This window comes from Rathayibacter sp. AY1E3 (assembly GCF_002932235.1).
Taxonomy (GTDB): domain Bacteria; phylum Actinomycetota; class Actinomycetes; order Actinomycetales; family Microbacteriaceae; genus Rathayibacter.
This window is the reverse complement of the sequence record NZ_PSVN01000018.1, coordinates 1-13,733: the sequence shown is the minus strand read 5'-3', so window position 1 is coordinate 13,733 and position 13,733 is coordinate 1. Positions and strand designations below refer to the sequence as shown.

Here is a 13,733-nt window from a genome sequence, read left to right as displayed (position 1 = left end):
CCGGTGGCGGCCGGATCGGCGGCCGCGCGGCTCGCGACGGAGGCGTTCTCCCCGGCGGTCCTCGCGGTGCTCGTGCCGGTCGTGGTCGGCGCGCGCGTCGCGGATCCGCCCCTGCTCGGCGTCGCCTGGGGAGCGCTCGCGGCGCTCTTCGTCGGCGTGGTGCCCTACCTCGTCATCCGTCTGCTGATGCGCACCGGCCGGATCCACGGCGACCATCACGTGCCCGACCGGCGCGAGCGGGCGCTGCCGATCGCGCTGGCGCTGGTGTCGATCGCGGCCGGCCTGGTACTGCTCGCCGTGCTCGGCGCTCCTGCCGCGGTGACCACGTTCGGCGTGGTGACGGTGGCCGTGGTGCTCGCCGTCGGCGTGGTCAACCTGGTCTGGAAGCTGTCCGGGCACGCGGCGGTTGTCGCCACCTGCGCCGTCGTCGTGCTGATCGCTTACGGACCGCTCTCCCTGCTGATCAGCGTGCCCATCGTCCTCTGGGTGCTCTGGTCGCGGGTGCGCCTCGGTGCGCACACCCCCGCCCAGGTCCTCGCGGGCGCCGCCGTCGGCACCGTCCTCGCCGGGACCGTCTGGTCCCTGCTCGGCTGACGTCCGTCCCTTCCCGTGTGCCCTCTGGTCGCCTTCCGCGAGATTCCACTCGAGTGGGAGGCACGCCGTGGCGGGCTCACCCGAGCGGCATCTCGCGGAAGTGGTCAGCCGGCGTAGCGCGCGACGAGCTCCCGCTTGAGGATCTTGCCGCTGGGCCCGAGCGGGAGGGCGTCGACGAACTCGACGCGGCGGGGGAACTTGAAGGCGGCGAGGTGCTCGTTCGCGTAGGCGATCAGCTCCTCCGCGGTGGCGGTCGCCGACGGGGCGAGGATCACCGCGGCCATCACCTCCTGGCCGTGGCGCTCGTCCGGGATCCCGAAGACCGCCGCGTTCTGCACGGCCGGGTGCCCGATCAGCACCTCCTCGACCTCGCGCGGGTACACGTTGTAGCCGTTGCGGATGATCATGTCCTTCGTGCGGTCGAGGATGCGGATGTAGTCCTCCTCGTCCTTCGTGCCCAGGTCGCCGGTGCGGAACCAGCCGTCGATCACCGCCTCCGCGGTCGCCGCCGGGTTGCCGAGGTACCCCTTCATCAGGTTGTGCCCGCGCACCACGATCTCGCCGAGCTCGCCCCGGGGGAGCAGCTCGACTCGGTCGGTCACGTCGGGGCGGGCGACCTCGACCTCGACGCCCCAGATCGGCGTGCCGACCGTGCCCGGCCGCGGCGGGACTCCGACGTGGTTGAAGGTGGCGACCGGGGAGGTCTCGGTGAGCCCGTAGCCCTCGTAGATCTCGACGCCGAACACCTCGCGGAAGCGCTCGATCACGGCGACGGGCAGGGCAGCGCCTCCCGAGACCGCGTAGCGCAGCGGCGGCCGGTCCTCGCGCCGGGTCGCGGCGTCGAGCAGGGCGACGTACATCGTGGGCACGCCCTCGAAGACCGTGCAGCCGTGGGCGATCATCGCCTCGAGCGCGGCGTCGCCGTCGAACTTCGGCACCAGGACGACCGTCGCGGCGGTGCGGAAGGCCGTGTTCATCGCGCAGACCTGCCCGAAGGTGTGGAAGAGCGGCAGCGCCCCGAGCACCACGTCGCCGCGGTGCAGGTCGAAGGTGTTCATCAGCAGGACGTCCGACTGCGAGACGATCGCGAAGTGCGTCCCCTCGGCCCCCTTCGGACGGCCGGTGGTGCCGCTGGTGTAGAGGATCGTCGCCGTGTCGGAGGGGGAGCGGGGCACGTAGCCGTCGATCGGAGTCGCCTCCGCGGCGAGGTCCTCCAGGCGCGGAAGGGGCGAGGCGGTGCCGTCGGGCACCATCACGCTCAGCACGGGAACGTCGGCGAGGTCCGCTCCGGCGGCCCCCTCGGCGAGCAGCGGAGCGGCGCACACGAGCGCGACGGCTCCGGAGTCACGCAGGACGTAGGCGATCTCGTCGTGCTTGAGCAGGGCGTGCACCGGGACCACCACGGCGCCGAGCGCGAGGACGGCGAAGTAGCCGCGGGGGAAGTCGGGGACGTTCGGGACGAGCAGGGCCACGCGGTCGCCCGGTCCGATCCCCTGGGCGCGCAGGGCTCCGGCGTAGGCACGGGTCTGCCGCCAGAGGGTCGCGTAGTCGACGGCCTGCTCGCCGACGCGGATGGCGATCGTGTCAGGGGTGCGCCGCGCCGCCTCCGCCAGGATGGCCGCGACGGAGAGGGTGCCGAAGCCGGCGGCGGGCGGGGGAGCGGCGGGGGCCTCGGCCGTGCGGGGTTCGGTGATGCTCATCAAGGCTCCAGTCGTCGTTGACCGCCGCGGCGGATGCCGGGTGCTTCACCGTAGATCCGCCGGGCGGCCGCGTCGAGCGATCCGCACCGGATGTTCAGCACGGACGGGCGGGGAGTGCGCATCCCGGCGCCGAGCGGAAGGGGGTGCGGGAGGCGCGGGCGGCTGCCTACAGTCGGACTGCTGCGGCCCGGTTCCGCGGGTCGGACGACGGGAGGCGCGATGCGCGGCGAGGCGACGCTCTACACGGATGCGGTGGTGACGGCTCCGTTCGCCCTCGCGGTGATCGCAGAGGCGACCGGCTCGCGAGTGGTCGGCGCGCGGACCGCGGACGCGCACGTCCCGCTCTACAGCGGTCCGACGAGCGCGCGGGTCGAGATCGCGGGGTTCGGCGACAGCGTGCCGGTCACCGTCGACGTGCGCGACGAGCGCGGGATCGACGAGGCGCGTGCGGCCGCGCAGGCGCTCGGGCTGGAGCTCGCCGCCTACGCGGGCTGGGAGGTCGTGGCCGGCTTCTGAGCGTCGCGTCGGACCCGGGCGAGGTAGTAGCGGCTGGGCGCCGTCCTCACGATCGCGGGAAGCAGGCGGTAGGCGGCGAAGGTGCGCGAGAGCGCCCGCTCGAACCGCGCCTCCTGCCGTGCGGTCCAGTGGAAGCCGAAGGGCTCGCGGAGCGCCGCCGGGAGCAGACCGGCGGTGATCAGGCGGAGGTAGGGGCCGAGCGGGCGCAGGTACCAGGCGGCGATGCTCGGGCCCAGCAGGTCGTGGGCGACCCGGCGGGCCGCGGGCGTGACCTCGAGGCGCTCCAGCTCCCGCTCCCAGTAGGCGTCGAACGCGGTGCGGGAGTCGGGCCAGAGGTCCGCGGGCATCTGCAGGGCCGCGCCGACGACGACGGAGCGGCGCACGATGTCGTCCGCCTCCTCCTCGCTCAGCGCACCGAAGGCGCCCTCGTAGAGCTGCAGCATCGACTGGGTGAGCGTCGCCGCGACCCAGCGCTGCAGCTCCGGGTCGAAGGCCGTGTAGCCGGGGCCGCGCACGGGCACGTGCGCCCTGTTCACGCGGCGGCGGACGGCGCGGACGTCCTCGGGAGTGCCGTAGTGCAGGACGTAGAGGTAGGAGAGCGTCCCGTGCAGGCGGTTCACGGCCCGGTGCACGAAGTCGGAGTGGTCGGCGACGCCCTGCCCGACCGCCGGGTGCGCGATCTGGAGGAGGATCGCGCGCGCCCCCGCCAGCAGGAACACGCCCTCGCGGAAGACGTCCGGGGTGCGGGAGGCCGACGACATGGCTCCACGCTACGCGGGAGCGGCGGGCGGAATAGGAGCCGGTGCCCCCGGCGGGCGTCCGGCGGGCGCGGAGCGACCGCACGGGAAGCCCCCGGCGGGTGCGGAGTAGACTCGGCGCGGCCCAGGGACAGTGCCGAGACTCCGGCGTCGTCCGGGCCACCTCGAACTCGAAACGCAAGCGCGCTCGGCGCGGAATGGGAATGCAGCGTGGATCTCTTCGAATACCAGGCCCGTGATCTGTTCGAGAAGTACGGCGTCCCCGTGCTCCCGGGCATCGTCGCCGACACGCCGGAGGAGGTGCGCGCCGCGGCGGAGAAGCTGGGCGGCGTCACCGTCGTCAAGGCGCAGGTCAAGATCGGCGGCCGCGGCAAGGCGGGCGGCGTGAAGGTCGCGAAGACCCCCGAGGACGCGTTCGCCGCGGCGCAGTCGATCCTCGGCCTCGACATCAAGGGCCACGTCGTCAAGCGCGTCATGGTCGCCGGCGGTGCGCGCATCGACCGCGAGTTCTACTTCTCGGTGCTGCTGGACCGGGCCAACCGCTCCTACCTCTCGCTCACCTCCTACGAGGGCGGCATGGAGATCGAGCAGCTCGCCGTCGAGCGCCCCGACGCCCTCGCGCGCGTCGAGGTCGTCCCCGGCCAGGGCATCGACCAGGCCAAGGCCGAGAAGATCGCCCGCGCGGCGAAGTTCCCGGAGGAGCTGATCGCCAAGGTCGCGCCCGTCCTGGTGAAGCTCTACGACGTCTACACCGGCGAGGACGCCACGCTCGTCGAGGTGAACCCGCTCGTGCTCACCGAGGAGGGCGACATCGTCGCGCTCGACGGCAAGGTCTCGCTCGACGAGAACGCCGGCTTCCGCCACGCGGACCACGCCGCGCTCGAGGACAAGGACGCCGCCGACCCGCTCGAGGCGAAGGCCAAGGAGAACGACCTCAACTACGTGAAGCTCGACGGCGAGGTCGGCATCATCGGCAACGGCGCGGGCCTGGTCATGTCGACCCTCGACGTCGTCGCCTACGCCGGAGAGAGGCACAACGGCGTGAAGCCGGCCAACTTCCTCGACATCGGCGGCGGAGCCTCCGCCCAGGTGATGGCGAACGGCCTCGACGTGATCCTCGGCGACGAGCAGGTCAAGAGCGTCTTCGTCAACGTCTTCGGCGGCATCACCGCGTGCGACGCGGTCGCCAACGGCATCCTCCAGGCGCTCGAGATCCTCGGCGACTCGGCCACGAAGCCGCTCGTCGTCCGCCTCGACGGCAACAAGGTCGAGGAGGGCCGCGCGATCCTCCAGGCCGCCGCCAACCCGCTCATCACGCTCGCCGCGACCATGGACGAGGGCGCCGACAAGGCCGCCGAACTCGCCGCCGCGTAACGGACCCGACGACTCAAGGAATCAGAGAACAAGCATGTCGATCTTCCTCACCAAGGACTCCAAGGTCATCGTCCAGGGCATCACCGGCGGCGAGGGCACCAAGCACACCGCGCTGATGCTCAAGGCCGGCACGAACGTGGTCGGCGGCGTCAACGCCCGCAAGGCCGGCACGACCGTCACCCATGGCGACGTCGAGCTCCCCGTCTTCGGCACCGTGAAGGAGGCGATGGAGGCCACCGGCGCCGACGTCTCCATCGCGTTCGTGCCGCCCGCCTTCTCGAAGGACGCCGTCATCGAGGCGATCGACGCCGAGATCGGCCTCCTCGTCGTCATCACCGAGGGCATCCCGGTGCAGGACTCCGCGGAGTTCTGGGCGTACGCGCAGGAGAAGGGGAACAAGACGCGGATCATCGGCCCCAACTGCCCCGGCATCATCACGCCGGGCGAGTCGCTCGTGGGCATCACCCCCGCGACGATCACCGGCAAGGGCCCGATCGGCCTCGTCTCGAAGTCGGGCACCCTGACCTACCAGATGATGTACGAGCTGCGCGACCTGGGCTTCTCGACCGCCATCGGCATCGGCGGCGACCCGATCATCGGCACGACCCACATCGACGCGCTCGCCGCGTTCGAGGCCGACCCCGAGACGAAGGCGATCGTGATGATCGGCGAGATCGGCGGCGACGCCGAGGAGCGCGCCGCGGACTTCATCAAGGCGAACGTCACGAAGCCCGTCGTCGGCTACGTCGCGGGCTTCACCGCCCCCGAGGGCAAGACGATGGGCCATGCCGGCGCCATCGTCTCCGGCTCGGCCGGGACCGCGCAGGCCAAGAAGGAGGCCCTCGAGGCCGCGGGCGTGAAGGTCGGCAAGACGCCGTCCGAGACGGCCGCCCTGCTCCGCGAGGTCTACGCGGCGCTCTAGCGCCCGTCCTCCCCGCACCACCGTCGGAACGGACGGTGCCCCTGCTCCGGCGGGCGGCGCCGTCCGTTCCGTCGTCGGGGCGGGTCCGGCCGGAGTAGCGTCGCAGCGTGACCCGCCGCCTCGGACTCGACCTGCTGACCTTCGTGCCGTACCCGGAGGGCCCCGAGCGGCCCGGCGACGCCGCGCGGAGCCTCGAGGACGGGCTGGCCCTGCTCGAGCTCGCCGAGGAGCTCGGCTACGGCACCGGCTGGGTCCGCGTGCGGCACTTCGAGCGCTACCTCGCGTCTCCGATGACCTTCTTCGCGGCCGCCTCCCAGCGGACCCGCCGCCTCCGCCTCGGGACCGCGGTCATCGGCGCCCGCTACGAGTCGCCCGTGCGCCTCGCCGAGGACGCCGCGACCGTGGACCTGCTCTCGGGCGGACGCCTCGACCTCGGCGTCAGCAGCGGCTTCGCGCATCTCGCCTCCGTCTTCGACGGGGTATTCGGGCAGGCCGAGCGCGACTTCCGCGAGGAGGCGCAGGAGCGCATCGCGCGACTCCGCGAGGCGCTCTCGGGCGCCGTGCTCGGCGTCGCGGAGTCGGCCCTGATGTCGGTCCCGGTCGGCGCTCCGCTGGTTCAGCAGCCGCACGCGCCCGGCCTCGCCGACCGGCTCTGGTACGGGGCGGGAACGGTGTCCTCCGCGGTCCGGGCAGGCGAGCAGGGCATGCACCTGCAGGTGTCCACGCTCAACACGGAGGAGACGGGCCTGCCGTTCGCCGAGCAGCAGGCGGTGCAGATCCGCGCCTACCGCGAGGCCTTCGCCGCAGCGCACCCGGGGCGCACGTCGAGGGTGACGGCGGGCCGGATCGTGCTGCCGCTGCTCGACGCCGCCGACGAGGAGGCGCACCGCCCCTTCATCGAGGGCTACCTCGCGCGGATGGACGACGAGGGCCGCCCCCGCACGGCCGACCGGTCGATCATCGCCGCCCCGATGCGCTTCAGCCCCCTCCACGTCGGGAGCCCGGAGCGGATCGTCGCATCGCTCGCCGCGGATCCGGCGCTCGCGGAGGCGGACGCGCTCACGGTGACGCTCCCGGCGGTCGGCGGGGTGGAGTCGCACCGGCGCATCCTGCGCGCCGTCGCCGAGCGCATCGCCCCTCAGCTGGGCTGGACGCCCGGGGCTTGAGGATCAGCGCCGCGCGAGCAGTGCCCGGACGGGCCGCTGCAGAAGGAGCAGAAGCAGCCACCAGAGCCCGACCGACGGGACCAGCAGCGCCAGCGCCAGTGCGACGAGGAGCAGCGCGAGAGGCAGCAGGGCGGGCGCGAGCGGCAGGGGCCCTGTGCCGGGCCGCCTGAGCTCCGGGTGCCGGGAGAGGCGCAGCTCGATCAGGACCAGCGCCCCGCTCATCGCGGCCATCGTGCCGATGTAGAGCCCGAACGTCGCCCGGGAGTCCGGGAACAGCGCCAGCGCGCTCGTCGAGAACGGGAAGAACGCCAGCGCGGCCAGCCAGAGCAGGTCCAGCCACACCAGGGCGCCGTCGTAGTCCCCGGCGATCTCGAAGACGCGGTGGTGGGGGATCCAGAAGACGGCGATGACCGCGAAGGAGAGCGCGAAGGCGAGGACCGAGTCCAGGTGCTCCGCGAGCAGCGCCGGGACTCCGCCGCCCTCCCGGGCGACCTCTGGAGCCAGCTGCACCAGCGGCAGGACGAGGACGGTGATGGCGATGGCGGCGGTCGCGTCCGAGAAGTTGACGAGCCGGTCGAGCCCGCGCTCCGTCCGGCGGTGGGCCGCTCGTCCTCCGGGGCGACCGCGGTGCACCAGGCGCTCGATCGGACCCGAGAGCAGGAGCAGCAGGAGCGCGAACATGTTGACGGCCGGCACGGCGACGGCGAGCACGAGGGCCGCGAGGAGGACGCTGATCACGATCAGCGACCTCGAGAGGGAGCGCCGCGGTTCCGCCCCCAGGGCCAGGAGATCCGGGTCGCGGCGCACGATGAGCTGCATCGCGAGGGTCGCCGCGCTCGCCGCGATCATCGTGCCGATGTAGAGCGCGATGACGCTGCCGTCGGTGTCGAGCACGTTCGAGATCAGGTTCGCCGCGAAGGGGAGCAGGACGACCGCGGCCAGCCAGACGAAGTTCGCGACGACGAGCGCGGGCGAGTACCGGGCCACGCCCTCGAAGACGGAGTGGTGGACCGCCCACAGCCGCCCGATCACGGCGAACGTGATGAAGAAGGCGGAGAGGGTGCCGTAGTGCCCGGTGAGGAGGGACCCGAGATCGGCCGCGCGGCCCTCCTCGACCACGTCGACCAGGGGGAGGACGAGGAACGTGATGGCGATGGCGACGACGGCGTCGGAGAAGTTCACGAGGCGGTCCAGGCCGCGCTCCGTCCGTGCGTCCGAGGTCCCCGTCATGGCTCCGACACTAGAGGGCCGGGCGGCGCGCCCCTGACCCGCCTCCGAGCGCGCCGCCGCTAGGCTCGTCAGGCCCATGAACCGGATCACCGTCGCCCTCCTCGCCGCCTTCGACGCCGCGCTGTCGGCGCTGATCGGGATCGCGATCCCGCTCGTCCCGCTGACCGTCCTCTGGGCCGTGCAGTACGACACGACGGTCGACTTCGGCGTGTTCTGGCGGGTCGCCGCCGACGCCTGGCTGCTCGGCCACGGGGCCGACCTGCAGGCGGCGCTGGCCCCCGACTCCGCCCTCGCCGTCGCGCTGCCCGGAGGCGCGGACGCCTTCCCGGTGACGATCGCTCCGCTGGCCTTCGCACTCCTCACCGTGCTGCTCGGCGCGCGCACCGGCCGCCGCGCCCAGGAGTCGCCGTTCCGGGCCATCGGCGTCCTCGTCGCGATCGCGACCTACCTGGCGATCGCGCTCCTGGTCTCGCTCGGATCCGCGGACCCGGCCGCCACCGTCGATCCCCTGCAGGGGACGCTGCTGCCGCCGCTCGTCTTCGCGCTGGGGGTGCTCGTCGGAGCAGCGCTCCACTCCGCCCGCAGCGACGAGGCCGACCCCCTCGGCGAGCTGGCCGCCTCTGCGCTCGACCGCGTCCCCGCGCCGGGGCCCGGGCTCGTCCTCGCGTCGCTGCGCGGGGGAGCGCTCGCCGCGGCCGGCGTGGTCGGCGTCGCGGCGGTGCTCGTCGCCGTGCTGCTGGTCGTGCACTACACCTCGGTCGTCGCGCTCTACGAGAGCCTCGGCGCCGAGGCGCTCGGCGGCCTGGCCCTCACTCTCGGGCAGCTCGCGTTCCTCCCGAACCTGGTGATCTGGGCGGCGAGCTGGCTGATCGGCCCGGGCTTCGCCCTGGGCACCGGCTCCTCCGTGAGCGCGGCCGGAACGCTGCTCGGACCGATCCCGTCGATCCCGGTCCTCGCCGCACTGCCCGCAGGGGACTCGGCCTTCGGATTCCTCGGACTGCTCGTGCCGCTGCTCGCCGGGTTCACCGCAGGATGGCGGCTGCGGCGAGGCGTGATCGAGGCGCTCGACGGACGCTCGCTGCTGCACTGGGGCGCGGCCGCGGCCGGCGGGATCGGCGTGGTCGGCGGCCTGCTGCTCGGGCTCCTCGCCTGGTTCTCGGCGGGCGCCGCCGGGCCCGGGCGGCTCGCCCAGGTGGGCCCGGACCCGCTCGTCGTCGGGGCGGTCGCCGCCCTCGAGCTCGCGCTGGCCGCGGGCCTGGGCCTCGCCGCGGGCCGAAGCCGACGCGGCTGACGCCGGCGGAGGCGTCCCCCTAGACTTGCGCAGTGCTGAAGTTGGTCGTGCTCCTCTCCGGCGGCGGATCGAACCTCCGCGCCCTGCTGGACGCCGCCGGCGACGAGGGCTTCCCCGCCCGCATCGTCGCGGTCGGCAGCGACACCGACGCCGAGGGCTTCCGCCACGCCGAGGAGCGCGGAGTCCCCGCCTTCACGGTCGCGCCGCGCGACTTCTCCTCCCGCGACGAGTGGGGCGCCGCCCTGCTCGGGCGCATCCGGGAGTGGGAGCCCGACCTCGTCGTCTGCGCGGGCTTCATGCGCATCCTGCCGCCCGTGGTGGTGGACGCGCTCAGCCCGCGGATGATCAACACGCATCCCGCCCTGCTGCCCCTCTTCCCCGGCGCCCACGCCGTCCGCGACGCCCTCGCCGCCGGCGCGACCGAGACCGGCATCACCGTGCACGTGATCGACACCGGCGTCGACACGGGCCCCGTCATCGCCCAGGAGAGCCTCGCCGTGCTCCCCGGCGAGAGCGAGGACGCGCTGCACGAGCGCATCAAGACCATCGAGCGTCGCCTGCTGGTGCAGACGGTGCTCGACATCGCCCACGGAACCGTCGACCTCGAGGAGCTCGCCCGCGCATGAGCATCACCGCCCACGACCCCAGCAGCTACGACGACCGCGACCGGGTCCCCGTCCGCCGGGCGCTGATCTCGGTCAGCGACAAGACCGGCCTGCTCGAGCTCGGAGCGGCGCTCGCCGCGGCCGGCGTCGAGCTCGTCTCCACCGGCTCGACCGCAGCGACCCTCCGCGGCGCCGGCCACGAGGTCACCGACGTCTCGGCCGTCACCGGGTTCCCGGAGTCGCTCGACGGCCGCGTGAAGACGCTGCACCCGGCCGTGCACGCGGGCATCCTCGCCGACCTGAGGCTCGCCTCGCACCGCGAGCAGCTGGAGCAGCTCGACATCGCCGCGTTCGAGCTGGTCGTGGTGAACCTGTACCCGTTCCGCGAGACCGTCGCCGGCGGCGCCGACGCGGCGACCGTGGTCGAGAACATCGACATCGGGGGCCCGGCCCTCGTCCGCGCCTCCGCGAAGAACCACGCCAACGTCGCGATCGTCGTCGACCCGGCCGACTACTCCGAAATCGCGACCGCCCTCGCCGACGGCGGCACGACGCTCGCCGCGCGCCGCACCCTGGCGGCCCGCGCCTTCGCGCACACCGCCTCCTACGACTCCGCCGTCGCCGCCTGGTTCGCCGGGCAGGAGGCGGCCGAGGGCGTCGAGGGCTCGGTCGAGATCCGCGGGACCCTGCAGCAGGTCCTCCGCTACGGCGAGAACTCGCACCAGAAGGCGGCCCTCTACGTCTCACCCGACGGCACCGGCATCGCGCAGGCGACGCAGCTGCACGGCAAGGAGATGTCCTACAACAACTACGTCGACGCCGACGCGGCCGTCCGCGCGGCCTACGACTTCGTACTGCCCGCCGTCGCGATCATCAAGCACGCGAACCCGTGCGGCATCGCGATCGCGAGCTCGAAGGCGATCGACCCCATCGCCTCCGCCCACCGCCGCGCCCACGAGTGCGACCCGGTGTCGGCCTTCGGCGGCGTCATCGCCGCGAACCGGCCCGTCACCCTCGCCATGGCCGAGACGGTGAAGGAGATCTTCACCGAGGTGCTCGTCGCCCCCGGCTTCGAGCCCGGGGCGCTCGAGGTGCTGAAGACCAAGAAGAACCTGCGCCTGCTGCAGCTCCCCGACTTCTACGCCCCCGTCGAGCGCGAGTTCAAGCAGATCTCCGGCGGCCTGCTGCTGCAGGAGCCGGACCGTTTCATCGGCGGCCCCGGCGAGGTCAGCTCCGGCTGGCAGCTCGTCGCCGGCGAGCCCGCCGACGCCGACACGATGCTCGACCTCGAGTTCGCGTGGAAGGCCTGCCGCGCCGTCAAGTCGAACGCGATCCTCCTCGCCAAGGGCGGCGCCTCCGTCGGGGTCGGCATGGGCCAGGTCAACCGCGTCGACTCCTGCCATCTCGCCGTCACCCGCGCCGGCGACCGCGCCCCCGGCTCCGTCGCCGCCTCCGACGCGTTCTTCCCGTTCGCCGACGGCCTCGAGGTGCTCCTCGCCGCCGGCGTGAAGGCCGTCGTCCAGCCCGGCGGCTCCGTCCGCGACGCCGAGGTCATCGACGCGGCCGCTCGCGCCGGCGTCACGATGTACACGACGGGGGAGCGGCACTTCTTCCACTGAGTGACGGGCGCTCCGCGCCCGTCACTCGGTGGAAGAAGTGGTGTTCGATCTCCCCGCCGCTCCCTGCGCGGCGGGGCGCGGTCGGCTTCGCGACGGGGTGCGTTCCGTAGAGCGGGGTGCGTCGCCGGTCGCGGGAATCGCTTGGCACGCGATTCCCGCTGAACCGGCTCTGCCTGGCGCGCTTGTCTTCCCCGCCGCTCCCTGCGCGGCGGGGCGCGGTCGGCTCGGGGACGGGGTGCGTTCCGTAGAGCGGGGAGCGTCGCCGACTGCGTGAATCGCTTGGCACGCGATTCCCGCTGAGTCGGCTCTGCCTCGGCGTGTTCGTCTTCCCCGCCGCTCCCTGCGCGGCGGGGCGCGGTCGGCTCGGCGACGGGGTGCGTTCCGTGAAGCGGGTCGCGTCGCCGGTCGCGGGAATCGCTGGGCACGGGACGCCGCTGAAGCCGCTCTGCTTTGCGGTGGGCGGCTCTTAGGGGGCTGCTAGGGGATCGACAGGCGAGGCGCGGGCGGGGGCGCGTAGGGTCGCCGGGTGCCTTCCGACTCGACGCCCGCGTCCACTCCCGACACCCCGACCGCAGCGACCACCACCGCCCCGAACCGGGACCGCGCGCCCGGGACGGGCCGCCGGATCCTCGTCGCGCTGCTCGCCGCCGCGGCGACCGCGCTCGTGGCGCACCTCGCCAACCTGCTGGCCTTCTTCATCGGCAACCAGCTGCAGCCCGGCTCCATCCCGCAGGTCAACGCCTACTTCCTGCTCTCGAGCGTGCTCGGCTTCGTGGTCGTCCTCGTCCTCGCCGTCGCGGGGATGCTCGGACGCACCTGGAGCGCCGCCCTCGCGGGACTCGTCGCGGGCGTGGTCGGAGCCGTGTTCGGCACGCTCGTCCAAGCCAGCGCCACCGGCGAGGCCGTCACGGGCGCCGTCTGGGCCTCCATCTTCCAGACCTTCGCCGGACTCAACCTCGTCTTCCTGCTCGCGTTCACCGTCTCGGCGGCGAGCGTCGGCCACACAATCTGGAACCGCCTCCGCACCACGGGCGCTCCGGCCGCCGTCGTCACCGACCGCCGCATCGCGATCGTCCGGGCCCCGGCCGCCGACCTCTCGGCGGGCGAGCTCACCCACCTCGAGCGCGTCCCCGTCGACCAGCAGCGCGCCCAGCAGCAGTGGGAGGCGTACGTCGACCTGCTCGAGCGGGCCGGCTGGGAGACGGTCGAGGCCGCACCGGCGCCCGGACTCGCCGACTCCGTCTTCCTCGAGGACGCGGTCGTCGTCTTCGGCGACCACGCCGTGATCGCCCGGTCCGGAGCGGAGTCCCGCCGCGGAGAGACGGCGGGCGCCGAGGAGGCCGTCCGCGCCCTCGGCCTGACGGTCGACCGCATCGAGGAGCCGGGCACGCTCGACGGCGGCGACGTCCTCAAGGTGGGATCGACGGTCTACGTCGGCCGCGGAGGCCGGACCGACGCGGCGGGGGTCGCCCAGCTGCGCGCGATCCTCCGCCCCCGCGGGTACGACGTCGTCGCGGTCCCGCTGACCAAGGTGCTGCACCTCAAGAGCGCCGTGACCGCGCTGCCCGACGGCACGGTCATCGGCTGGGAGCCGGTCGTCGACGAGCCGCGCCTGTTCCCCTTCTTCCTGCCGATGCCCGAGGAGGCGGGCGCCCACGTGGTCGTCCTCGACGACGACACACTCCTGATGGCCGCCTCCGCTCCCCGGAGCGCCGAGCTGCTGCGGAGCCTGGGCTACCGCGTCCTCACCGTGGACGTCTCGGAGTTCGAGAAGCTCGAGGGCTGCGTCACCTGCCTCTCGGTCCGCGTCCGCTGACGGCGGAGGCGGGGGGAACCGCCGGATCGCGGCGGCCGCTGGACGGAGCACATAGCCCGGGTATAGCCTTCAAGGCTGCCCGGAGCTCTTCGACCCGGTGGCACCTCCCGCCTCCGCCGTCAGCGGACGCGGACCGAGAGGC

General features: G+C 73.4%; 12 protein-coding genes. 9 read left to right on the top strand and 3 right to left on the bottom strand.

Going from position 1 to position 13,733, the window contains the following annotated elements:
- Positions 1-3 precede the first annotated feature (3 nt).
- Positions 4-594 carry a phosphatase PAP2 family protein gene (locus tag C5C53_RS13695; protein ID WP_104267785.1) on the top strand — a complete coding sequence of 197 codons (591 nt, stop codon included), beginning with the start codon at positions 4-6 and terminating at the stop codon, positions 592-594.
- Positions 595-698: 104 nt separating this feature from the next.
- Here the strand turns inward: C5C53_RS13695 and C5C53_RS13690 are convergent, their stop codons facing one another.
- Entirely contained in the window at positions 699-2,294 is a 1,596-nt protein-coding gene (locus tag C5C53_RS13690) for a long-chain fatty acid--CoA ligase (RefSeq protein ID WP_104234174.1), read from the bottom strand.
- Positions 2,295-2,513: 219 nt separating this feature from the next.
- Between C5C53_RS13690 and C5C53_RS13685 the strand changes: the two genes are divergently transcribed.
- Entirely contained in the window at positions 2,514-2,810 is a 297-nt protein-coding gene (locus C5C53_RS13685; protein WP_104224926.1) for a hypothetical protein, read from the top strand.
- Here C5C53_RS13685 and C5C53_RS13680 read toward each other — a convergent pair.
- Complete coding sequence (locus tag C5C53_RS13680; RefSeq protein ID WP_104227297.1) at positions 2,777-3,571, bottom strand: oxygenase MpaB family protein; 795 nt, start codon at positions 3,569-3,571, stop codon at positions 2,777-2,779. The two genes, C5C53_RS13685 and C5C53_RS13680, sit on opposite strands and share 34 nt — an antisense overlap.
- A 207-nt stretch (positions 3,572-3,778) precedes the next feature.
- On the opposite strand from C5C53_RS13680, the gene sucC reads away from it, so the two are divergent.
- From sucC to C5C53_RS13665, 3 genes are all read left to right on the top strand, one after another.
- Positions 3,779-4,942: an ADP-forming succinate--CoA ligase subunit beta gene (sucC, locus tag C5C53_RS13675; protein WP_104267784.1), complete on the top strand. Its 1,164-nt coding sequence runs from the start codon at positions 3,779-3,781 to the stop codon at positions 4,940-4,942.
- 34 nt (positions 4,943-4,976) lie between these two features.
- Positions 4,977-5,864 (top strand): succinate--CoA ligase subunit alpha, encoded by an 888-nt coding sequence (gene sucD / locus C5C53_RS13670; protein WP_104224929.1) that lies wholly within the window; start codon positions 4,977-4,979, stop codon positions 5,862-5,864.
- A gap of 107 nt (positions 5,865-5,971) precedes the next feature.
- Complete coding sequence (locus C5C53_RS13665) at positions 5,972-7,030, top strand: LLM class flavin-dependent oxidoreductase (protein WP_104267783.1); 1,059 nt, start codon at positions 5,972-5,974, stop codon at positions 7,028-7,030.
- A 3-nt stretch (positions 7,031-7,033) separates the two neighbouring features.
- On the opposite strand, the gene C5C53_RS13660 is transcribed toward C5C53_RS13665, so the two are convergent.
- A complete protein-coding gene (locus C5C53_RS13660) occupies positions 7,034-8,260 on the bottom strand; it encodes a TMEM175 family protein (RefSeq protein WP_181065558.1) in 1,227 nt (408 codons plus the stop codon).
- A gap of 76 nt (positions 8,261-8,336) precedes the next feature.
- Between C5C53_RS13660 and C5C53_RS13655 the strand changes: the two genes are divergently transcribed.
- The 4 genes from C5C53_RS13655 (at position 8,337) to ddaH (ending at position 13,591) form a co-directional block, all read left to right on the top strand.
- On the top strand, positions 8,337-9,551 hold the full coding sequence (locus C5C53_RS13655) for a DUF6350 family protein (protein WP_104267781.1): 1,215 nt from the start codon (positions 8,337-8,339) through the stop codon (positions 9,549-9,551).
- 32 nt (positions 9,552-9,583) lie between these two features.
- Positions 9,584-10,177, top strand: coding sequence for a phosphoribosylglycinamide formyltransferase (purN, locus tag C5C53_RS13650; RefSeq protein ID WP_104267780.1), 594 nt, complete (start codon positions 9,584-9,586; stop codon positions 10,175-10,177).
- A complete protein-coding gene (gene purH / locus C5C53_RS13645) occupies positions 10,174-11,775 on the top strand; it encodes a bifunctional phosphoribosylaminoimidazolecarboxamide formyltransferase/IMP cyclohydrolase (RefSeq protein ID WP_104267779.1) in 1,602 nt (533 codons plus the stop codon). Before purN ends, purH begins: the two co-directional genes overlap by 4 nt.
- A gap of 526 nt (positions 11,776-12,301) precedes the next feature.
- Positions 12,302-13,591, top strand: coding sequence for a dimethylargininase (gene ddaH / locus C5C53_RS17565; protein ID WP_104267778.1), 1,290 nt, complete (start codon positions 12,302-12,304; stop codon positions 13,589-13,591).
- Positions 13,592-13,733: the final 142 nt, after the last annotated feature.